The organism is Pseudomonas sp. GW823-FHT01D03 (assembly GCF_058798255.1).
On record NZ_JBXAKK010000001.1, the window covers coordinates 1,736,666 to 1,759,718 of the forward strand.

Here is a 23,053-nt window from a genome sequence, read left to right on the forward strand (position 1 = left end):
CGGGTTTTCGTAAAAAAATCGTTACGCTTTGGCGGGTATCTCGCATTTGCGGTGATTTGCAGGTTTGAAAAGGGCTATGGCTGTCACATAATCTTGACAACTATCTGCGCGCCTCGACAGAAAATTCGTGGCGCAACCCCCTGTGGGAGCGGGCTTGCTCGCGAAAGCGGTGTATCAGCTGCATGAATGGCGACTGACACACCGCTTTCGCGAGCAAGCCCGCTCCCACAGGGATCGATTTCAACCCCTCATCCTCGTCGGGCCTCTTTATATGCGTATCAAAGTCCACTGCCAGAACCGCATCGGCATCCTGCGCGACATCCTCAACCTATTGGTGGAGTACGGGATCAACGTTGCGCGCGGTGAGGTCGGGGGTGAGCACGGCAATGCGATCTACCTGCACTGCCCGAACCTGATCAACATTCAGTTCCAGGCGCTGCGGCCGAAGTTCGAGGCGATTGCCGGGGTGTTTGGGGTCAAGCGCGTCGGGCTGATGCCCAGCGAGCGCCGGCACATGGAGTTGAACGCGTTGCTCGGTGCGCTGGAATTTCCGGTGCTGTCGATCGACATGGGCGGCTCGATCGTTGCTGCCAACCGCGCGGCGGCGCAGTTGCTCGGGGTGCGGGTGGATGAGGTGCCGGGGATTCCACTGTCGCGCTACGCTGAGGATTTCGACCTGCCGGAACTGGTGCGCGCCAACAAGTCGCGAATCAACGGCATGCGCGTCAAGGTCAAGGGCGACATCTTTCTCGCCGACATCGCGCCGCTGCAATCGGAGCACGACGACAGCGAAGCCATGGCCGGTGCGGTACTGACCTTGCACCGCGCAGACCGCGTCGGCGAGCGCATCTATAACGTGCGCAAGCAGGAGCTGCGCGGCTTCGACAGTATCTTTCAGAGCTCGAAAGTGATGGCCGCTGTCGTGCGTGAAGCGCGGCGCATGGCGCCGCTGGATGCGCCGCTATTGATCGAAGGCGAAACCGGCACCGGCAAAGAGTTGTTGGCCCGTGCCTGTCACCTCGCCAGCCCGCGCGGGCAGTCGCCGCTGATGGCGCTCAATTGCGCAGGGCTGCCGGAGTCGATGGCCGAGACCGAGCTGTTCGGCTACGGCCCCGGCGCGTTCGAAGGCGCGCGTGCCGAAGGCAAGCTCGGTCTGCTGGAGCTGACGGCGGGCGGCACGCTGTTTCTCGATGGCGTCGGTGAAATGAGCCCGCGCTTGCAAGTGAAGTTGCTGCGCTTTCTGCAGGACGGTTGCTTCCGCCGGGTCGGCAGCGACGAAGAGGTGTATCTGGACGTGCGGGTGATCTGCGCGACTCAGGTCGACTTGTCCGAGCTGTGCGCGCGTGGAGAATTTCGTCAGGATCTGTATCACCGCTTGAACGTGCTGTCGCTGCACATCCCGCCGCTGCGCGAATGCCTCGACGGTTTGACCCCGCTGGTGGAGCACTTCCTTGATCAGGCCAGCCGCCAGATCGGTTGCTCGCTGCCGAAACTGGCGCCGGCGGCGATGGATCGCCTCAGTCATTACCACTGGCCGGGCAATGTGCGGCAACTGGAGAACGTGCTGTTTCAGGCGGTTTCGCTGTGTGATGGCGGCACGGTCAAGGTCGAGCATATTCGCTTGCCGGACTACGGGGTGCGTCAGCCGCTTGGCGATTTCTCTCTGGAGGGCGGGTTGGACGAAATCGTCGGGCGCTTTGAAAAAGCGGTGCTGGAGCGCCTGTATTCCGAGCATCCGAGCAGTCGGCAACTGGGCAAACGGCTGGGGGTTTCGCATACCACCATCGCTAATAAGCTCCGTGAGTATGAGGTCGGTAAAGACCCAGCCGAGTAACCATTGTGGCGAGGGAGCTTGCTCCCGCTGGGTTGCGCAGCAAACCCAAATTCGTTCAACAAGGTGAATCAGACATGCCGCATTCGCCGGGTTTACGACTGCTTCGCAGCCGAGCGGGAGCAAGCTCCCTCGCCACAGGTTTTTTACGGGTCTTCGAAATCCGGGATTGCCGCCAAGCGGCATAACACCGCCGGTTTTTCGACTTCGATACATTTCAAATTTTCCCGCAAAACCTCTCAAGTCCTTTGTTTGCCGGGCCGCAAGCCGCCAGAGAAAAGTTGGTCTGCAAATTGCTTATGGCTCAGCAGTACAGCGGTGGGCGGCAAACGTCCGGCATGCAGAGGAAAGAGTGTGGACAAGTACCTTTATGTGGCAATGACCGGCGCCAGTCAGAACGCACTGGCGCAAAAGGCCCATGCCAACAACCTGGCGAACATTTCCACCAATGGTTTTCAGCGCGACCTGGAGCAGGCGCGTTCGATGCCGGTGTTCGGTGACAGCTTTCCGGCGCGTGCGTTTGCCATGAGCGAGCGGCCCGCCACCGACTTTACCGCAGGCTCGCTGGTGCAGACCGGGCGTGACCTCGACGTGGCCGTGACCGGCAACGGCTTTATTGCCGTGCAGAACCCTAACGGTGGCGAAAGCTACGTGCGCACCGGCAGCCTGAACATCGACGCCCTCGGCGTATTGCGCGCCGGCAACGGCATGCCGGTACTTGGCAATGGCGGTCCGATCGCCGTGCCGCCGGAGCAGCAGGTCGAGGTCGGCGAAGACGGCACTATCAGTATTCGTGCGATGGGCGAAGGCCCGCGCGTCATGGCGGAAGTCGACCGGATCAAACTGGTCAACCCGGACATCAAGAACCTCAACAAAGGCCTCGATGGCTCGATTTACACCAAGGACGGCCAGCCGGCGCCGGCCGATGCCAACGTCAAACTGGTGTCGGGTTTCCTTGAGTCGAGCAACGTCAATGCCGTGGAAGAAATGACTTCGGTGCTGGCCCTGGCCAAGCAGTTCGAGTTGCACGTCAAGATGATGAACACCGCCAAAGACGACGACCAGGCCATGGCTCGGGTCTTGCAGATCAGCTAATTATCAGAACGTCGCGCCGTAAAACAGGCGCACGAGGAGAATCGAATGCTTCCGGCTCTATGGGTTGCCAAAACCGGTCTGTCCGCCCAGGACACCAACCTGACCACCATTTCCAACAACCTGGCGAACGTGTCGACCACGGGTTTCAAACGTGACCGTGCCGAGTTCCAGGATCTGCTGTATCAGATCAAGCGTCAGCCAGGCGCCCAGTCGACCCAGGACAGCGAACTGCCGTCGGGTCTGCAGCTGGGTACCGGTGTGCGCATCGTCGGCACCCAGAAAAACTTCACCGCCGGCAGCCTGCAAACCACCGAGCAGCCGCTGGACATGGCCATCGACGGTCGCGGCTTCTTCCAGATCCTGCAGCCGGACGGCACCACGTCCTACACCCGTGACGGTACTTTCCACCTCGACTCCAACGGCCAGATCGTCAACGCCAGCGGTTTCGCCCTGGAGCCGGCCATCGTCATCCCGAACAACGCGCAGAGCTTCACCGTCGGCACCGACGGCACCGTGTCGATCACGGTGCCAGGCAACCCGGCCGCTCAAGTGATCGGCAACCTGCAAACCGCCGACTTCATCAACCCGGCCGGTCTGCAGGCAGTAGGCAACAACCTGTTCCTGGAAACCGCTGCTTCCGGCGCGCCGCAAATCGGCACCCCGGGCCTGAACGGTTTCGGTACCACCCTGCAGAACACCCTGGAAGGTTCCAACGTCAGCACCGTTGAAGAGATGGTCAACATGATCACCACTCAGCGCGCCTACGAGATGAACTCCAAGGTGATCTCCACCGCCGACCAGATGCTCTCGTTCGTAACGCAGAATCTGTAATCAAGTCTATGGGGCGGTCTTGAGGCCGCCAGCAATACCGTGAGGTAGGGTCATGAAACGCTTCGTATCTGTTCTGGCATTGGGTGGGGTCGTCTCGCTCGCGGGCTGTGTCGCCCCGACACCCAAGCCCAATGACCCTTATTACGCTCCGGTGTTGCCGCGCACGCCGTTGCCGGCAGCCGCCAATAACGGCTCGATCTATCAGGCCGGTTTCGAACAGAACCTGTACAGCGACCGCAAGGCGTTCCGGGTCGGTGACATCATCACCATCACCCTGAACGAGCGCACCCAGGCGAGCAAGAACGCCAACTCGCAAATGGACAAGAACAGCGACAACTCGATCGGTCTGACTTCGTTGTTCGGCTCCAGCCTGACCACCAACAACCCGATTGGTGGCGGCGACCTGAGCCTGAACGCCGGCTATAGCGCCGACCGCTCGACCAAGGGCGACGCCAAGTCCGGGCAGAGCAACAGCCTGACCGGTTCGATCACCGTGACCGTCGCAGATGTGCTGCCCAACGGCATCATCGCTGTGCGTGGCGAGAAGTGGCTTACCCTCAACACCGGTGACGAACTGGTGCGCATTGCCGGCATGGTTCGTGCCGATGACATCGCCACCGATAACACCGTGTCGTCGACGCGTGTTGCCGATGCACGCATCACCTACTCGGGTACCGGCGCGTTTGCCGATACGAGTCAGCCAGGCTGGTTCGACCGTTTCTTCCTCAGCCCGCTGTTCCCTTTCTAGGTGGCTACGTTGAATCTGAAAAGCTTCATGCTGGCGGCGGCCATGATGTCCGCTGCCTTTGGTGCTCACGCCGAGCGGTTGAAAGATATCGCCAGCATTTCCGGCGTGCGCTCCAACCAGTTGATCGGTTACGGCCTGGTGGTCGGGCTTAACGGCACCGGCGACCAGACGACGCAAACCCCGTTCACCCTGCAGACCTTCAACAACATGCTCTCGCAGTTCGGCATCAAGGTGCCGCCGGGATCGGGCAACGTGCAGTTGAAAAACGTCGCGGCGGTATCGGTGAGTGCCGATCTGCCAGCGTTCGCCAAACCGGGTCAGCAGGTCGACATCACCGTTTCGTCCATCGGTAACTCCAAGAGCCTGCGCGGCGGCACCCTGTTGCTGACCCCGCTCAAGGGTATCGACGGCAACGTCTACGCCATCGCTCAGGGCAACCTGGTGGTCGGTGGTTTTGATGCCGAAGGGCGTGACGGTTCGAAGATCACCGTCAACGTTCCGTCGGCCGGTCGGATCCCCGGTGGTGCGTCGGTGGAGCGTTCAGTGCCGAGCGGTTTCAACCAGGGCAACAGCCTGACGCTGAACCTCAACCGTTCCGACTTCACCACCGCCAAACGTATCGTCGACAAGATCAACGACATGCTCGGCCCTGGCGTGGCGCAAGCCATCGACGGCGGCTCGATCCGTGTGACGGCGCCGCTCGATCCGAGCCAGCGCGTCGACTATCTGTCGATCCTCGAAAACCTTGAAGTCGACCCGGGTCAGGCAGTGGCGAAAGTCATCATCAACTCGCGTACCGGCACCATCGTCATCGGCCAGAACGTGAAGGTTTCGCCGGCCGCCGTGACCCACGGCAGCCTGACCGTGACCATCACCGAAGACCCGATTGTCAGCCAGCCAGGCCCGTTGTCCAACGGCCAGACTGCTGTGGTGCCGCGCTCGCGGGTGAATGCCGAACAGGAAGCCAAACCGATGTTCAAATTCGGCCCGGGTACTACCCTCGACGAGATCGTACGGGCGGTGAACCAGGTCGGCGCGGCACCGGGTGACCTGATGGCCATTCTCGAAGCTCTGAAGCAGGCCGGCGCGTTGCAAGCCGACCTGATCGTGATCTGAGGACGCCGACCATGGATATGCGTAAAGGCAGTCTGGTGGGCACCGGCGATTCGGGTTCGTACTCCGACCTCAATCGTCTGAACCAGCTCAAGGTCGGCGACAAGAACAGCGATGCGAACATGCGCAAAGTGGCGCAGGAATTCGAATCGCTGTTCCTCGGCGAGATGCTCAAGTCGATGCGTTCGGCCACCGAGGCGCTGGGTAAAGACAACCCGATGAACACCCCGGCCGCCAAGCAATATCAAGAAATGTACGACCAGCAACTGGCGGTGTCGCTGTCCCGCGAGGGCGGTGGTATCGGTCTGGCCGACGTGCTGATGAAGCAGATGTCGAGGGGCAAACCGCTGGCACCGGGTGAGGCTGCGGCTGCGTCCGCCGCCAAGCAAGAGGCGGCGAAAGCCGCTGCTGTGCAGACGCCGATTGCGGCCGGCACGACTGCCACCAACGGGCCGTTATCGCGACTCAATGGCGAGCGTCCGCTGTGGGCATCGCGTTCCGGGCGTGTCGCCAATACCGAAACCGTGCACGCCAACGACATGGAGATGATCAACAAGCGTCGTCTGGCGTTGCCACCGAAGCTGGCTGATCGTTTACTCGCAGGTCTTGTGCCTTCCGCCACGCCGACTGCGGCCAATGCCTTGCCGCAACGTGCTGCGACCACGGCCGCCACCGGCGCCGGCCCGCTGTACAACGGCGACTGGCTGAGTCGTGCCGAAGACGCCAAAGCCTCCGGCGGGCAGATGCAGGTTTACGGCCGGGCGATGGCGCAGATTCCGCTGGCACCGGCCAAGCGCGCGTTCAGCTCCGCCGATGAATTCGTCAACACCATGCTGCCGATGGCCAAAGAGGCCGCCGCGCGTATTGGCGTCGATCCGCGCTACCTGGTGGCACAAGCTGCACTGGAAACCGGTTGGGGCAAATCGGTCATGCGCGCCCAGGATGGCAGTAGCAGCCACAACCTGTTCGGTATCAAGGCCAGCAGCAACTGGACCGGCGATTCGGCCCGGGCGATCACCAGCGAGTTCCGTAACGGGCAGATGGTCAAGGAGACGGCGCAGTTCCGTTCCTATGCCTCGTACAAGGACAGTTTCCACGATCTGGTGACTTTGCTGCAGACCAATAATCGCTATCAAGATGTCGTGAAGTCGGCCGATAACCCAGAACAGTTTGTACGCGAGTTGCAAAAGGCCGGTTACGCGACCGACCCGAACTACGCGACGAAGATTTCGCAGATAGCCAAGCAGATGAACAGTTTCGAAAACTACGCTGCGGCCGGCGTTTCAACGACGCCTCTATAAACACACGGTAAGGTTTGAATCATGAGTTTGCTCAATATCGGGATGTCGGGGTTGTCCGCGAGTTCTTCCTCTCTCGCGACCACAGGTAACAACATTGCCAACGTCGACACCGCCGGTTATTCACGCCAGCAAACCGTGCAGAGCACCAAGTCCTCGCAGCAGTTCGGCAACGTCTTCATCGGTACGGGGACGACCCTGGCCGATGTGCGCCGGGTCTACAACTCTTACCTCGAAAACCAGCTGCATACCGCCACTTCGCTCAATAGCGAAGCGGCTGCGTACGGTGCCCAGGCCACTGCGCTGGATGCTTCGATGTCCGATACCAACACCGGCCTGACCGGTGTGCTGCAAAAGTTCTTCACCTCGATGCAGGGTGTGGCGACTTCGGCCACTGACGACACTTCCCGTCAGTCGGTGCTGACCGGTGCGCAGGCGCTGACCAGCCGTTTCAATGCGCTGGCCAAACAGCTGAACGATCAGAACACCACGATCAATGGCAACCTGGGCGACATGACGTCCCAGGTCAACAAGCTGGCCACTTCGATTGCCACGCTTAACCAGAAAATCGGCGAGATTTCCACCAGCGGCGGCCAGCCGAACGATCTGCTCGACAGCCGTAACGAAGCCGTGCGCCAGCTCTCCGAGCTGACCGGGGCGCAGGTCGTCGAACGTGGCACCAGTTTTGACGTGTATATCGGCACCGGCCAGCCGCTGGTGATCGGCAACACCACCAACACCCTGAGCACCGTGCCGAGCAAGGACGATCCGACGCGCATGGCCATTCAGCTGGACCGCGGCTCAAGCGTGATCGACATCACGTCGGCCATGAGCGGTGGCGAAATCGGTGGCCTGCTGACCTATCGCAAAGAAGTGCTCGACCCGGCGCTCAATGAGTTGGGGCGTGTCGCATTGGTGGTGGCCGATCAGGTCAACAGCCAGCAAGCCCAGGGTATCGACAAGAACGGTGACTTCGGCGCAGCAATCTTCAACAACATCAACAGTGCCGCGCTGGTCAGTCAGCGCAGTATTGCGCAGTCGACCAATAGCGCCGGCTCGGGCAACCTCGATGTCACCATCAAGGACACCGGCAAGCTGACCACCAGCGATTACCAGGTGACCTTCACCAGCGCCACCAATTATTCGGTCAAGCGCTCCGACGGTACCGACATGGGGTCGTTCAGCACCACGACCACGCCACCGCCGGTGATCGACGGCTTCACCCTGGCCCTCAACGGCGGCGCCCTGAGCGCTGGCGACACCTTCAAGGTGACCCCGACGCGTAATGCGGCAACCTCCATTCAGACGGTACTGACCGATCCGAAGAAAATCGCCGCGGCAGCACCACTGACCGGCGTGGCCAGTGCCAACAATTCCGGTACCTACACCCAGCCGACGCTGACCGATTCGATCAACATCTACAACCCGGCGTCGCAGACCGAGTTGCAGAATGCGCTCAAGTATTCGACGCCGGTCAAGCTGGTGTTCGGTGCGGTCGCCAGTGGCAGCCAGTCGTACAACATGGTCGATGCCAAGGGCAACACCATCGGTTCGGGCACCATCGTGCCGGGGCAGGCCAACACCTTGAACCTCAAGGTCGGCATGGTCGACTCCACCGGTGCTCCGGTGATGGACACCACGGTCACGCCGAACGTGCAGAAGACCTTTACCGTACAGACCACCGTGGGCGCGACGCCGAAGTCCGGCGAAACCTTCACCATCAACCTGACCGGCGCGGCCTCTTCGGACAACCGCAACGCACAGGCACTGGTTGGCCTGCAGACCAAGCAGACGGTGGACACTGGCACCGGGAGCAAAGGCATCAGCCTGACCGACGCCTACAACAAACTGGTGACCAACGTCGGTACCAAGGCTGCACAGAGCAAGTCCGACAATGAAGCCACCTCGGTGATCCTCGATCAGGCCAAAGGCGCGCGTGATTCGCTGTCCCAGGTCAACCTCGATGAAGAGACCGGCAACCTGGTCAAGTATCAGCAGTACTACACAGCGTCTTCGCAGATCATCAAAGCTGCGCAGGAAACCTTCGCCACGCTGATCAACAGTCTTTAAGGAGTCGTAATTCATGCGCATTTCCACCGCCCAGTATTACGCGACGCAAGCTGCTCAATATCAGCGCAACTACAGCAAGACGGTCGCGACCGCCAACGAAGCGAGCAGTCTGCAGCGCATCAACACCGCTGCCGACGATCCGATCGGCGCCGGTCGTCTGCTCAAGCTGGGTCAGCAAAGTGCGATGCTCGACCAGTATCAGGGCAACATCGACACCACCAAGAGCTCGCTGACCGTGCAGGAGTCCACGTTGAACTCCATCACCACGGCTCTGCAGCGCGCCAAGGAAATCGGCCTGGCCGCCAACAACGGTATCGCTACTGACGACAACCGCAAGGCGTACGCGGCGGAACTGAGCCAGATCCAGCAACAAGTGCTGGGCCTGATGAACTCCAAGGATGCCAACGGCAACTATCTGTTCTCCGGTTCCAAGACCGATACCGCGCCGTACTCGCAAAATGTCGACGGCACCTACACCTATAACGGTGACCAGACCCAGATCAACCTGGGCATTGGCGACGGCATGTCGGTCGCGACCAATACCACCGGTTGGGACGCCTTCCAGCAGACCATCAACACCAGCCGCACCCAGACCACCATGACCGCTCCGGCGGTGGATGACGGTCGTGTGGTGCTGTCCAACGGTACGGTTGGCACCGCGGCGACCTACAACGCCAAGTTCACGGCGGGCCAGCCATACACCGTGGATTTCATCAGCAGCACGCAGTTGAAAATCACCGATGCCCTGGGCAACGACGTGACGTCCGAGGCCAGCCAGAACGGCCTGATCAGCAACAGCAATGGTGCCAACCAGACCGTCAGCTTCCGTGGCGTCGACATGAAGTTGAACATCAACCTCAAGGCCGGCGACACCAACCCGGATGCGGTCATCGCCGGTCACAGCTTCCAGCTGTCGGCCACACCTGACTCGTTCACCACCGCGCGCAGCCCGGGCAACCCGTCGACAGCGGTCATCACCGGTTCCAGCGTGACCAACCAGGCGGCCTACAGCGCGGCCTTCCCGTCGGGCGGCGGGGCAGTGCTGAAATTCACCAGCGCCACCGATTTCGACCTGTACGCGGCACCGGTCACCGCCGACAGCAAACCGGTGTCGTCGGGCACCATGGTTGGTGGCAACGCCACGGCTGCCGGTGTGACCTTCGCCATCGGCGGTACGCCAGGCGCGGGCGATCAGTTCTCGATCCAGTCCAACAACCACCAGACCCAGAACGTGCTCGACACCCTGGGCCAGATGGTCACGGCGCTGAACCTGCCGGTTGACGGTGATCCGGTGGTCAAACAGAAGTTCCAGGGGGCCATGGAGTCGGCACTGGGCAACCTCGACAGCGCCTCCAACCAGATTGGCGCAGCGGTGACGTCGATCGGTGCGCGTGGTCAGTCGCTGGATGACCAGAACACCACCAATCAGAGCCTGATCCAGGCCAACACCACGACCCAGGGTTCGATCCGTGATTCGGATCCGGCCGAGGTGATGACCCGCCTGACGTTGCAGCAGACCATGCTGCAAGCCTCGCAACTGGCGTTCAGCAAGATCAGTCAGTTGGGTCTGTTCAACAAGATCTGACGTTGGACGGGCGCGCAGGCGCCCGTTTGTCTCGTCCCTCAGTTAATGTTTTTTTGCGGTTTCATGGGCTCGCTTTACCGAGCGGGCTCGTACCGCCTGTGAGCCCGCCGTGAATCCACTTCCTCTCGTCAGTCTGGTCATTCCCGCCTTCAACCCGCGCTTCTTCGAGCGGACTTTGAACAGTGCGGTGAGCCAGACTTATGGCCAGCTCGAAATCATCGTTTGCGACGACAGCCGCGGCAGCGAGATTGAAACCATTGTTGCGGCGGTAGTCGAGCAGTCCGGCGTCGCCGTGCGTTACGTGCGCAATCCACGAACGTTGGGGCTGGTCGACAACCTCAAGGCTTGTCTCGAGCAGGCGCAGGGCGAGTACATCAAGTTTCTGTGCGATGACGATCTGCTCTATTCCGCTTGCATCGAGCAGCAGGCCCATGAGATGCAGCGTGAGGAAGTCAGCCTGGTGGTGGCGCAACGGCTGCTCTGGGACGCAAACGACATTATTCTGCCGGCGCGCATTGAAAACACGCCGTTGTCGCCCGTCAGTGGATTGCTCAAGGGCGATGACGTACTGGGCATCTTTGAAAAATTCCCGGTCAACGTGCTCGGTGGCTTCAGTAATGCGCTGATGCGTCGTGCCGACGTCGTCGAGCTGTTGCCGGCATTGACCGAGGACGGCGCCTGCTTCGTCGCAACGCTGGATTTTGCCCTGTACGTCTGCCTGCTGAGGCGTGGCAATCTGGCGGTGTCCAACAGCGTACTCAGCGCCGAGCGCCTCTACCCGGAGCGTCTGAGCGCACAGCAACCGATGAAGGATGCTGCGCAAGTCGAGCGCGAGTGGATTTCGCAAATGCTCAAGGCGCGCAGCGGTGAGTCGGCGCCTGCTCCGGGATGGGTGCGTTATGTGCCGTTGTCCCGGGCCGATGAGTTGCCCCGGGTCTGGCAAGAGTTGCCCCTGAGTCGAACCCTGGGTTCCAAGCAGAGCCGTCAGGAGTGGGGAGTCGGCGTCAACAGCTTCAGCTTCGGCGAACTGTACGCGCAGTGGCTGGCATGCCGGGTGCTCACCGAGCAGCAGCGCCACTGGTTGCCGGAAACGCTTGCCAGTTGGCCCAGCCAGCCGCGCATCGTGCCCATTATCATTGACGGGCAGGGCAGCCGCGATGGTCTGGAGCGCACATTGGAGGCGCTTGCCGCGCAGGATTATCCGCCAGAGCTGATCCTGGTCCTGTCCGTTTCGTGTGCCGAGGCGCGCCTTGATGGGCGAGTGTTCCACATGCCGTTGCAGGATGACGGGCTGGAGCAGATCAACACACTGCTGCCGCAGCTCGAAGGGGCTGACTGGTTCTATCTGTTGCAGCCAGGCGATCGCCTGGTGGCGCCGGCGTTGCTGGTCATGGCCGACCGGATTGCGCACACCCCGACTCTGACATGTCTGTACAGCGACGAAGGCAGTCTGCGCGACGGCGAGTCGGCAGAGCCTGCGTTCAAGCCGGATTTCAACCTCGACCTGATGCGCAGTTATCCCTATGTCGGGCGCGCCCTGGCATTCAAGCGCGAGCGATTTCTGGCGCTCGGCGGCTTTGCGCCGACGTTTGCCGAACTGGCGCCGCATGATGTGCTGTGGCGGATGGTCGAGAACGACGGCTTGCACGTCGTGGGGCACATCGCTGAAGTGTTGCTGGAGTCCAAGTTCGACCTTTCCCAGTGGCTGACCGAGCCGGGTGTCGTGGCGCAAAGCCCGCGGATTCTCGAAGCGCATCTGCAACGCCTGGGGATTGCCCATGACATCCGCCGTGGCGGCAGCGAACTGCTCAACCGCGTGGATTATCAGCATGCCCGACGTCCGCTGGTGTCGGTGGTGATTGTCACTCAGGACCAGACGGCTGCGTTGCAGCGCTGTGTTGAAACGCTGCTGGAAAAGACCGCTTACACCGAGTACGAATTACTGTTGGTCGACAACGGCAGCGAAAGCGCCGAGGCGCGGGTGTGGCTGGACGGCATGGCGCAACTGGGCAGCGAGCGGATTCGTGTGCTGAGCTATCCGCAAAAGGGTAATGCGGCGGCCGCGCACAACTTTGCGGTCAGCCATGCGCGTGGCGAGTATGTGTTGCTGCTCAATGCCTTTGCGGTGATCACTCAGGCCGACTGGCTCGACGAACTGCTCAATCATGCGCAACGCCCGGAAGTCGGCGTGGTCGGTGCGAAGCTGTTCAACCCGGACGGTGGTGTGCTGCACGCCGGGCTGATTCTCGGTTTGAACGGACCGGTCGGGCTGCCGTTCTATGGCCAGCCCGTGCAATCGGACGGGTATATGTTCCGCCTGCAAGCGGTGCATGACCTGAGCGCGGTTGGCGGCGATTGCCTGATGATTCGCAAGTCGGTCTTCGACGTTGCCGGTGGGCTCGACGAACAGGATCTGAAGCAGACGCTGAACGTCGTGGATCTGTGTCTGCGGGTCGGCCGCGAAGGCTATCTGGTGGTGTTGAATCCCTACGCCATGCTCGCTGTGGGCGCACGCCCGAGCGCCGCGGCGACGACTGAAGACGAAGCGCTGTTCGCCGAGGAAAGGGAAACCTTCTACCAGCGCTGGTTACCGACCATCGCCCGTGACCCGGCCTACAACACTAACCTGACTCTGCAGGGTGTCGGTGCCACCAACTTCAGTCTTGAGCCTGGCCTGCGAACCGGTTGGAGTGCCTTTTCCAAAGCGCAGTTGCCGAATGTGCTGGTGGTGCCGATCAACGCCTCGGCCATCGGCCATTACCGCATGAGTCAGCCGATGATCGAGCTGCAGGCGGCCAACAGGGTCGAGGGGCGCATTTGCTATGGTTTGCCGTCGATCATCGATATCGAGCGCCAGTCGCCTGATGTAATCGTGCTGCAAGGGCGCTATTCGGAACACGCCATCGATGAAATCCCGCCACTGAAAAAATACTTCAATGCGCGGCGCATCTTCGAACTCGATGACTATGTCATCGACGTTCCCCATCGCAATGCGCACATCCGCAACATGCCGAGCAAGCAGGACATGGAGCGTATGGTGCGACGTGCCATCGGTCTGTGTGATCGTGTGGTCGTATCGACTCAGCCATTGGCCAATGTGCTGTCGGACATGCACCACGATATTCGTGTCGTACCGAACATGCTGTCCAAGGACTTGTGGAGTCACTTGCGCAGTCAACGCCGCACCTCGAAGAAACCACGGGTTGGTTGGGGCGGCGGGACCAGTCACCACGGTGATCTGGCGGTGATCGCCGATGTGGTGCGCGAATTGGCCAACGAAGTCGACTGGGTTTTCTTCGGCATGTGCCCGGATGATCTGCTGCCGTACATGCATGAGTTCCACGGCGTGATCGATCTGGAGATCTATCCGGCGAAGCTGGCCAGCCTGAACCTGGACCTGGCCCTTGCGCCGCTGGAATTCCACGTCTTCAATGACTGCAAAAGCAACTTGCGGCTGCTGGAGTACGGTGCCTGCGGCTATCCGGTGATCTGCACCGACACCGAGGCCTATCGTGGTTATCTGCCGTGCACGCGGATCAAGACCAACAGCACGGACGAGTGGCTGCAAGCGATCCGCATGCACCTGGCCGATCCGGATGCCAGCTACCGCATGGGTGATGAATTGCGTGAGGTGGTGCTGCGTGACTACGTGTTGCGTGGCGATAACCTGCGGTATTGGGAGTATGGCTGGCTGGCGGATTGACCGATTCGCGCACGGCCCCACTGAAAAAACAGGCGACTTTCGAGTCGCCTGTTTTTTTTTGCGTGGCGAAAAGTTTTTGGATCAAGCCCGATACTTTTTTGGCGGCGGGCTCAAGCATCGGGTTTTTTCTGTCGATACCTTTCCATGCGCTCAATTGGCACGGTCAGCGAAGACCTGTCCGGCCAGTGTCTGAGGTGACCGATTTCCGGATTCGACAACAACGCAAGGAAGAAGCAAATGGCAGTAGTAAATGGAACGAGTGAAGCGGATGTTCTGTTGGGCACCGATGACAATGACGAACTCCATGGACTGGAGTCCGACGATCAACTGCTGGCCAGTGCGGGATCCGACCTGCTCGACGGTGGTGAAGGTTTTGACACGGCAAACTATTACGCAATGGGGTCGGGTGTCAGCGTCGAGTTTGGCACCGGTGCGGCAACGGTCGCAGGGTCTGACGGCAAGGTCGATACGCTGGTGTCGGTGGAGAAGGTGGCCGGCAGTTACCACAACGACACGTTCACCGTTTCGGTAGGCGGGGTGACGCTGGACGGCAGCGGCGGTGATGATCTGTACATCGTCGACGCCGAAGGCGTGACCCTCGTTGAAGAAAACTACGGTGGCTACGACGAACTGCGCACCAGCCTCAACATGATCAAGATGGATCCGTTCATCGAGAAGCTGACCTTTACCGGTACCGGCGATTTCAAGGTTTACGGCAACGCCAGTGATAACGAGATCATCGGCGGTGCTGGCAATGACTGGCTGTGGGGCGGCGCCGGTGCCGACCACTTTGTCGGTGGTGATGGCTACGATACGGTCAGCTACAGCGACAGTCTCGAGGGCGTGCGCGTCGAAGACTTTACCAACTACGACGGACTGACCATTGCCTACGGCGATACCTTTACCGGTATCGAGGCGATTCAGGGCTCGGGGTTCGATGATGTGATTTATCGCCATCAAGGCTCGATGGTCATCGATGGTGCCGACGGTCATGACACCGTGAATTATCGTTACGCGTTCGATGTTGCCAACGTTGTGATCGGCGGTGGCACCAATGCTGCGGGCGATACGTTGCTTGGCGTGGAAGAAGTCATCGGCTCCACCGGTGCTGACCGCTTCACCGTGAACACCAGCGGTGTGACGGTCGCAGGCGGTCACGGTGATGACATTTATGTGGTCAACAGCGCCGGCGTGACGGTCGAGGAAGACGACAGTTTCATGGGCGGAACCGATCACGTGTTCACCAGTCTTTCGGAACTGAAACTGAGTGCTTTCGTGGAAAACCTGACCTATACCGGCACTGCAGACTTCACCGGCTACGGTAATGACGAAGTCAACACCATCATCTCCGGTGCCGGCAATGACGTGTTGCTGGGCGGGGCAGGTGGCGACCGTTTCGAAGGCGGCGCCGGAATCGACATCGTCAGTTACGACGACAGCACTGAAGGCCTGAGCGCCTCTCTGAACTGGGGGCCGCAGAGCGGGATTGCGCTCTACGATGTCTACATCGATATCGAAGGCCTGCGCGGCAGCCAGTACAACGATTCTTTGCAAGGCAATTCGGACGACAACACCCTTGAGGGCGGGGCCGGCGACGACCAGATTACCGGTGGCGATGGCAATGACCATATCTACGGCGGCCTGGCATCCGGTGTGGATAAACCCGGGCAGTCCGACACTCTGTCGGGCGGCGCGGGGGATGATGTCATCGTCGGTGCCAGCAATGATCTGTTCACCTGGGCCAGTGGTGATAACGGCAACGACACCATCACGCTGGGCCGGGGCATGGCCTTTGGCGGTGAAGGCAACGATGTGCTGACCGCTACGGGCAGCAACTATGTGCTGAACGGTGATGGCGGGAATGATCTGCTGATTCTCAATCTTGCCGGCCAGTCGTACGCCGGCGGCAGCGCCTACGGCGGCCAGGGTGACGACACTTACGTGGTCAACACCAGCGGCCTGGTGACGATTCAGGATTACGGGCTGGACATCAACGACACCCTGATCCTCAACACCATCACCAACGCCAGCCAGTTGAACGTCACCCGCATCGGCGATGACGCCTACCTGCACAGCGCCAACGATGGCAGCAGCGGTGTGCCAGACAACGGCGTGAAACTGGCGGGGTGGTATGCCGGGTTCAACAACATCGAGCACCTGCAGACTGCCGACGGCCAGGTCTATGACCTGCCGGCGACTGTCGATGGCTTCGCCCTGTTTGGCTGATCGCTCAATCTGTTGATGCAGCGCAATGAAGGGGATGAATCCGCTGCTGGATTCATCCCTTTTTTCATGCCTCGCGGCGCACCTGACGCAGCGCTCGCGGAGCTGGCGCGTTTCCTGCAAGTCCCCCTCAAATCGCCATAAAACGAGCGCTCGCGGTCATCGCAGCGGCGCCGCAGGCGGCAAAAGGGTTAGCCAGACGGCCCGCATCGCTCAACAAAGCCATGCGCAGCCCGGTGACGAACGAGAGGGGAGACGATGAAGGCAGTTATTTTGGCGGGTGGCCTCGGCACGCGCATCAGTGAAGAGTCGCACCTCAAGCCCAAGCCCATGATCGAGATCGGCGGCAAGCCAATTCTCTGGCACATCATGAAGCAGTATTCCGCCCACGGAATCCACGACTTCGTGATTTGCCTGGGCTACAAGGGCTATGCGATCAAGGACTTCTTCGCCAACTACTTCCTGCACACCTCCGACGTCACGTTCGACATGCGCAATAACCGCATGGACGTGCACCAGAACTACAGCGAGCCGTGGAGCGTCACCCTGATCGACACCGGCGAGGAAACCATGACCGGTGGCCGTCTGCTGCGTGCCGGCCGTTACCTCAAGGATGAAGAGGCGTTCTGCTTCACCTACGGCGACGGCGTTTCCGACATCAACATTGCTCAACTCGTCGATTACCACAAAGCCCACGGTCGTCTGGCCACCGTCACCGCGGTGCAGCCGCCGGGACGTTACGGTGCCCTTGAGCGCCAGGGCGATCAGGTGCTGGGTTTCACCGAAAAACCGCGCGGCGACGGTGGCTGGATCAACGGCGGCTTTTTCGTGTTGTCGCCCAAAGTCCTGTCCTACATCGCTGGCGATGAAACCACCTGGGAAGCCGAGCCACTGGCACGTCTGGCAGAGGATGAACAGCTGAACGCCTTCGAACACGAAGGCTTCTGGCATCCGATGGACACCCTGCGCGACAAGAACCATCTCGAAGCGCTGTGGCAGAGCGGGGAGGCCCCATGGAAGCAATGGGCCTGAGTGCGGATTTCTGGCGCGGCAAGCGTGTACTGGTCACCGGTCACACCGGTTTCAAGGGCAGCTGGCTGACCCTGTGGCTGCAAAGCCTCGGCGCGCAAGTCAGCGGTTTTTCGCTGGATCCGTCGACTGAACCGAGCCTGTATGAACTGGCGCGGGTTCACGAAGGGATCAACGATCAGCGCGGTGATCTGCGCGATCTCGGCGCGCTGCTGGAGATCATCGCCGACACCGAGCCGGAAATCGTCCTGCACCTGGCTGCGCAGCCACTGGTGCGTGAAGGCTATCGCGATCCGCTGGGCACCTACTCCAGCAACGTCATGGGCACGCTGAACCTGCTCGAAGCGATTCGTCAGGTCGGTTGCGTGCGCGCCTGCGTGCTGGTGACCACCGACAAGGTCTACGCCAACAAGGAATGGCTGTGGCCGTACCGCGAGGACGAAGCCCTCGGCGGCCACGATCCCTACAGCAGCAGCAAGGCTTGCTGCGAACTGTTGGCGCAGTCTTACGCCGCGTCGTTTTTCCCGGCTGACAAGTACGCCGAACACGGTCTGGCCCTGGCCACCGCGCGCGCCGGCAACGTCCTGGGCGGCGGCGACTTCGCCCCTGAACGCCTGATTCCCGATGTGCTCAAGGCCTGGACTGCGGACGAGCCGGTGACCCTGCGTTACCCGCAAGCCGTGCGCCCGTGGCAACACGCGCTGGAGCCGCTGGCCGGTTACCTGCAACTGGCTGCCGGCCTCTATGAACAAGGCCCGGAATACGCCGGGGCGTGGAACTTCGGCCCGGGCGAGGCGGACATGTGCAGCGTCGGCGAAGTGGTCGAACTGCTCGCCAGTCGCTGGCCGCAGGCACGCGGTCTGCGCATCGAAAAAAGCGAGCTGCACGAGGCTGGTTTGTTGCGTCTGGACAGTAGCCGCGCCCGTCAGGTACTGGGCTGGCAGCCACGCTGGACCTTGCAGCAATGCCTGACCCAGACCCTCGACTGGCACCTGGCGTGGCAGAACGGCGATGACATGCGCGCCGTGACCCTCGGCCAACTGAACCTGTACCGGGGCGCGCTGTGAGCGAGTTTTCCTTGAAACAATTGCCGCTGGCCGGGCTGTTCAGCGTTCAGCACAAACGCTTCGAAGATCAGCGCGGACACTTCGCGCGGCTGTTCTGCGAGGGCAGCCTGAGCGCATTCGGCAGCGAGTTTCATATCCGCCAGATCAACCATTCCTGCACCCGCGAGAAGGGCAGTGTGCGTGGTCTGCATTATCAGAATGCCAACGCCCCGGAAGCCAAGCTGATCACCTGCCTGCGTGGTGAAGTGTGGGATGTGGCGGTGGATCTGCGTCCTGATTCCGAAACCTTTCTGCACTGGCATGCCGAGCATCTCAAGGCCGGCGACGGTCGCAGCCTGTTGATTCCGGCCGGTTTCGCCCACGGTTTTCAGACTCTGACCGCCGACGCCGAACTGCTTTACCTGCACAGCGCCGATTACGCGCCGGAGCATGAGGGCGGCTTATCGGTGAACGATCCACGGCTGGCGATTGCCTGGCCGTTGCCTGTCAATAATTTGTCAGCGCGTGATTCCAGCCATCCCGCGCTCGATCAACACTTTGCTGGAGTGCGTCTATGAACTGTCGTGGGTGCGCCGCACCGCTGAGCCTGCCGCTGATCGACCTCGGCACCTCGCCACCGTCCAACGCCTACGTGCATACCGAGCGCCTGGAACAGGCCGAGCAATGGGTGCCGCTCAAGGTTGCCGTGTGCCAGCAATGCTGGCTGGTGCAGACCGAGGATTACACCCGCGCCGACAGCCTGTTCGACGCCGAGTACGCCTACTTCAGTTCGTTCTCCAGCACCTGGCTGGCCCATGCCGAGCGTTATGTCGCCGAGATGGTCGAGCGCTTTGACCTGAACGCCGACAGCCGTGTGGTCGAAGTGGCCGCCAACGACGGTTACCTGCTGCAGTACGTCGCTGCTCGCAGCATTCCGTGTCTGGGTGTCGAGCCGACTCGCAGCACCGCGCAAGCAGCGCGGGAAAAGGGCCTGCAGATTCGTGAGGTGTTCTTCGGTCGCGACAGCGCAGCGCAGCTCAAAAGCGAAGGCTGGGGCGCCGACCTGATGGCCGCCAACAACGTGCTCGCGCATGTGCCGGACATCAATGATTTCCTCGGCGGTTTCGCCACGCTGCTCAAGCCGAGCGGCGTCGCTACCTTCGAATTTCCGCAACTGCTGACGCTGATGGCTGGCGCACAGTTCGACACCCTGTACCACGAGCACTATTCCTACCTGTCGCTGACCGCGGTGCAGACTCTGTGCGAACGCAATGGTCTGGAAGTGTTCGATGTCAGTCAGTTGAGCACTCACGGCGGTTCGCTGCGGGTGTTCGTGCAGCGCCAGGACGGAGAGCGTCGTGCGGTGCAGCCGGCGGTGCAGCAACAACTGCAGGCCGAGCTCGATGCCGGGGTGAAAACCCCTGAGTACTACGCGACCCTCGCGCCGGCTGCCGAACGCATCAAGCATGAACTGCTGCGCTTCCTGTTGCAGGCCAAGGCCGACGGCAAGCGTGTGGTCGGTTACGGCGCGGCGGCCAAGGGCAACACCTTGCTCAACTACGCCGGGGTCAAATCCGACCTGCTGGCGTGGGTGGCCGATGCCAATCCGCACAAGCAGGGCAAGTTCCTGCCGGGCAGTCGCATCCCGATTGTCGCGCCGGCGCAGATCGACATCGAAAAACCGGACTACGTGCTGGTGCTGCCGTGGAATCTGCTGCACGAAGTCAGTCAGCAACTGGCGCAAGTGCGTCAGTGGGACGGACGCTTCGTGATCGCCGTGCCTGAGATGAAAGTCCTGTGAAAGTCCTGGTCACCGGGGCCACGGGCTTCGTCGGTCGGCATCTGGTCGCGGCGTTGCTCGCCCGTGGCTGCGCCGTTCGCGCGGTGGCGCGCAATACAGACACGGCTGCGAGCATGCCGTGGATCAACGACGTCGAATTCGTCGCGGCGGATATTCATGCGCCGACGCTGGACATTGCGGCGCTCACCGACGGCGTCGATGTCCTCGCGCACCTGGCCTGGCCAGGGCTGCCGAACTATCGGGCGCTGTTCCATTTCGAGCACAACCTGATGGCCGACTATCGCTTTATCAAAAGCGCGGTCGAGGCGGGTGTGGCGCAAGTCCTGGTGACTGGCACCTGCTTCGAGTACGGCATGCAAAGCGGCCCGCTCAGCGAAAGCACCGCGCCCCAGCCGAGCAATCCTTACGGGTTGGCCAAGCACACCTTGCACCTGTTTTTGCAGAACCTTGCGCAAGAACATCCGTTCACTCTGCAGTGGGCGCGCCTGTTCTACCTGCATGGCGAAGGGCAGAACCCCAACAGTCTGCTGGCGGCGCTGGATCGGGCGATCGATAACGGCGACGCGTCATTCAACATGTCTGGCGGCGAGCAGTTGCGGGACTTTTTGCCGATCGCCAGCGCCGCCGATTACCTCGCCGCGATCGTCCATCAGCGCGATTTCAACGGCGTGATCAATTGCGCCAGTGGCCAACCGGTATCGGTGCGCGCACTGGTTGAACAACGGCTGCGCGAGCGCGGTGCGGCACTGAATCTGAACCTTGGCCATTACCCTTATCCGACCCATGAACCGATGGCGTTCTGGGCCGTGACCGAGCGTTTGCAACAGCTACTGGGAGAGCCGCAATGAGGCACGAGTTGTATCGGGTCACTGACCTGCCGGTGTTGCAGAACCGCACCTTTGCCGACCCGGAGTCGGCAAAAGCCTCGGCCAGCGCCGACATGCTGCTGGTGCAGGATGAGCGCAGCGGCCTGATCTTCAACGCCGCGTTCGATGCCGACAAGCTCAGCTATGACGCCGACTATCAGAACGAGCAGGCCCATTCGGGCCAGTTCCAGAAGCACCTGAGCGACGTCGAAGGCATCATCGCCAAACACTTCAAGGGCCAGGAGCTGATCGAAGTCGGCTGCGGCAAGGGCTACTTCCTTGAGCTGCTCAAGGGCCTTGGTTATTCGATCACCGGGATCGATCCGGCCTACGAGGGTGAAAACGCCGACGTGATCAAGGCGCCGTTCACCCGAGGTCTCGGACTGGCGGCGGACGCCATCGTGCTGCGCCATGTGCTGGAACACATCGAAGACCCGGTCAGCTTCCTGTCGGTGATCGCCGAAGCCAACCAGGGCGGGCAGATCTACATCGAAGTGCCGTGCTTCGACTGGATCATCGAGCACAAGGCCTGGTTCGACCTGTTCTACGAGCACGTCAATTATTTCCGCCTCGATGACCTGCGCCGGATGTTCGGCACCGTGCACGAGGCCGGCCACCTGTTTGGCGGCCAATACCTGTACATCGTCGCCGACCTGTCGACATTGCGCCTGACCCCGGAGCAACCGGTGCCACGCCTGACGCTGCCGGACGGTTTCACCGCGAGCCTTGAGCGCGCGGTGCAGATCATTCAGTCCGCACCCGAGCAGGGTTCGGCGATCTGGGGCGCGTCGTCCAAAGGCGTGATCTATTCGCTGTTCCTGCAGCGTGCCGGTGTCGCGGTGGATCGCGTGGTGGATATCAACCCCGCCAAGCAGGGACGTTATCTGCCCCTGAGCGGCGCGCGGGTGTCCTCGCCGCAAGAGGCCATGGATGCCTTGCCCGAAGGCGCCCACCTGTTTGTGATGAATTCCAATTACCTCGAAGAGATCAAGCGGATGACCGGTGGACGCTACGTCTATCACGCCGTCGACAGCGCTTCGTTTCAGTGACCCTTGAGATTATTAAAATGACCGACAACAGCATCAACCAAGCTTTCGAAGCCGAGTGCCGCGAGCAGATCGCCCAGCAGGGCGACGACCAGAAACTCACCGGCCTGGCCCGTGATTTCTTCAATGAATCTGCCAAACACAAGTACAGCTACCACTTCTCGTGGATGGGCCGCCCGATCATCCAGCTGCCGCAGGACATGATGGCGATGCAGGAGATCATCTGGCAGGTCAAGCCGGATCTGGTCATCGAGTGCGGCATCGCCCACGGCGGTTCGATCATCTACTACGCCTCCCTGCTGGAACTGCAAGGTCACGGCGAAGTGCTGGGCATCGACCTCGACATCCGCCCGCACAACCGTGAAGCGATCGAGAGCCACCCGATGGCCAAGCGCATCAAGATGATCGAAGGTTCGAGCATCGACCCGGCCATCGCCGCTCAGGTGCAGGCTGCGGCCAAGGGCAAGAAGGTCATTCTGGTGCTCGACTCCAACCACACCCACGACCACGTGCTCGAAGAGCTGCGCTTGTATGCGCCGCTGGTCTCGGTCGACAGCTACTGCGTGGTGATGGACACCGTGGTCGAAGACATGCCGGCCGATTTCTTCCCGGACCGTCCATGGGGCCCGGGTGACAACCCGAAAACCGCGGTGTGGAAGTACCTGGAAGAGAACCAGGACTTCGAGATCGACCAGCAGTTGCAGAACAAGCTGCTGATCACCGTGGCGCCGGACGGCTATCTGCGCCGCGTTCGTTAATTCGCAACAC

17 protein-coding genes are annotated in these 23,053 nt (G+C 61.1%); all 17 read left to right on the top strand.

Translation table 11 applies throughout. The features are described from left to right. The first annotated feature begins 271 nt into the window (after positions 1-271). The 17 genes from AC1RBR_RS07725 to AC1RBR_RS07805 all read left to right on the top strand — a co-directional run bounded on the left by AC1RBR_RS07725 (position 272) and on the right by AC1RBR_RS07805 (position 23,043). Positions 272-1,834: a sigma-54-dependent transcriptional regulator gene (locus tag AC1RBR_RS07725; RefSeq protein WP_166495454.1), complete on the top strand. Its 1,563-nt coding sequence runs from the start codon at positions 272-274 to the stop codon at positions 1,832-1,834. A 351-nt stretch (positions 1,835-2,185) separates the two neighbouring features. Next, positions 2,186-2,926 carry a flagellar basal body rod protein FlgF gene (locus AC1RBR_RS07730; RefSeq protein WP_007965507.1) on the top strand — a complete coding sequence of 247 codons (741 nt, stop codon included), beginning with the start codon at positions 2,186-2,188 and terminating at the stop codon, positions 2,924-2,926. A 45-nt stretch (positions 2,927-2,971) separates the two neighbouring features. Beyond that, positions 2,972-3,757 carry a flagellar basal-body rod protein FlgG gene (gene flgG / locus AC1RBR_RS07735; protein ID WP_003222804.1) on the top strand — a complete coding sequence of 262 codons (786 nt, stop codon included), beginning with the start codon at positions 2,972-2,974 and terminating at the stop codon, positions 3,755-3,757. 52 nt (positions 3,758-3,809) lie between these two features. After that, the gene (gene flgH, locus AC1RBR_RS07740; RefSeq protein WP_095139341.1) at positions 3,810-4,505 is read left to right on the top strand and encodes a flagellar basal body L-ring protein FlgH; all 696 of its coding nucleotides are present in this window, start codon (positions 3,810-3,812) and stop codon (positions 4,503-4,505) included. A 27-nt stretch (positions 4,506-4,532) separates the two neighbouring features. After that, a complete protein-coding gene (locus tag AC1RBR_RS07745) occupies positions 4,533-5,621 on the top strand; it encodes a flagellar basal body P-ring protein FlgI (RefSeq protein ID WP_164747921.1) in 1,089 nt (362 codons plus the stop codon). An 11-nt stretch (positions 5,622-5,632) separates the two neighbouring features. Then, the gene (gene flgJ / locus AC1RBR_RS07750; protein WP_492563722.1) at positions 5,633-6,919 is read left to right on the top strand and encodes a flagellar assembly peptidoglycan hydrolase FlgJ; all 1,287 of its coding nucleotides are present in this window, start codon (positions 5,633-5,635) and stop codon (positions 6,917-6,919) included. A 21-nt stretch (positions 6,920-6,940) separates the two neighbouring features. Beyond that, entirely contained in the window at positions 6,941-8,986 is a 2,046-nt protein-coding gene (gene flgK, locus AC1RBR_RS07755) for a flagellar hook-associated protein FlgK (RefSeq protein WP_456018972.1), read from the top strand. 13 nt (positions 8,987-8,999) lie between these two features. Then, the gene (locus AC1RBR_RS07760) at positions 9,000-10,571 is read left to right on the top strand and encodes a flagellar hook-associated protein 3 (protein WP_492563724.1); all 1,572 of its coding nucleotides are present in this window, start codon (positions 9,000-9,002) and stop codon (positions 10,569-10,571) included. A 109-nt stretch (positions 10,572-10,680) separates the two neighbouring features. Then, on the top strand, positions 10,681-14,274 hold the full coding sequence (locus tag AC1RBR_RS07765) for a glycosyltransferase (protein WP_492563726.1): 3,594 nt from the start codon (positions 10,681-10,683) through the stop codon (positions 14,272-14,274). 237 nt (positions 14,275-14,511) lie between these two features. Further along, entirely contained in the window at positions 14,512-16,500 is a 1,989-nt protein-coding gene (locus AC1RBR_RS07770; protein WP_492563727.1) for a calcium-binding protein, read from the top strand. A gap of 255 nt (positions 16,501-16,755) precedes the next feature. Further along, the gene (gene rfbF / locus AC1RBR_RS07775; protein WP_095139348.1) at positions 16,756-17,529 is read left to right on the top strand and encodes a glucose-1-phosphate cytidylyltransferase; all 774 of its coding nucleotides are present in this window, start codon (positions 16,756-16,758) and stop codon (positions 17,527-17,529) included. Beyond that, the gene (gene rfbG / locus AC1RBR_RS07780) at positions 17,511-18,593 is read left to right on the top strand and encodes a CDP-glucose 4,6-dehydratase (protein ID WP_083366619.1); all 1,083 of its coding nucleotides are present in this window, start codon (positions 17,511-17,513) and stop codon (positions 18,591-18,593) included. The genes rfbF and rfbG overlap by 19 nt, the downstream gene beginning before the upstream one ends. Then, positions 18,590-19,150: a dTDP-4-dehydrorhamnose 3,5-epimerase family protein gene (locus tag AC1RBR_RS07785; RefSeq protein ID WP_095139349.1), complete on the top strand. Its 561-nt coding sequence runs from the start codon at positions 18,590-18,592 to the stop codon at positions 19,148-19,150. Before rfbG ends, AC1RBR_RS07785 begins: the two co-directional genes overlap by 4 nt. Further along, the gene (locus AC1RBR_RS07790) at positions 19,147-20,373 is read left to right on the top strand and encodes a methyltransferase domain-containing protein (RefSeq protein WP_492563728.1); all 1,227 of its coding nucleotides are present in this window, start codon (positions 19,147-19,149) and stop codon (positions 20,371-20,373) included. The genes AC1RBR_RS07785 and AC1RBR_RS07790 overlap by 4 nt, the downstream gene beginning before the upstream one ends. After that, a complete protein-coding gene (locus AC1RBR_RS07795; RefSeq protein ID WP_492563730.1) occupies positions 20,370-21,221 on the top strand; it encodes an NAD-dependent epimerase/dehydratase family protein in 852 nt (283 codons plus the stop codon). The genes AC1RBR_RS07790 and AC1RBR_RS07795 overlap by 4 nt, the downstream gene beginning before the upstream one ends. Next, complete coding sequence (locus tag AC1RBR_RS07800) at positions 21,218-22,288, top strand: class I SAM-dependent methyltransferase (protein ID WP_492563732.1); 1,071 nt, start codon at positions 21,218-21,220, stop codon at positions 22,286-22,288. Before AC1RBR_RS07795 ends, AC1RBR_RS07800 begins: the two co-directional genes overlap by 4 nt. A gap of 17 nt (positions 22,289-22,305) precedes the next feature. Continuing rightward, positions 22,306-23,043: a cephalosporin hydroxylase family protein gene (locus AC1RBR_RS07805; RefSeq protein WP_027614220.1), complete on the top strand. Its 738-nt coding sequence runs from the start codon at positions 22,306-22,308 to the stop codon at positions 23,041-23,043. Positions 23,044-23,053 lie beyond the last annotated feature (10 nt).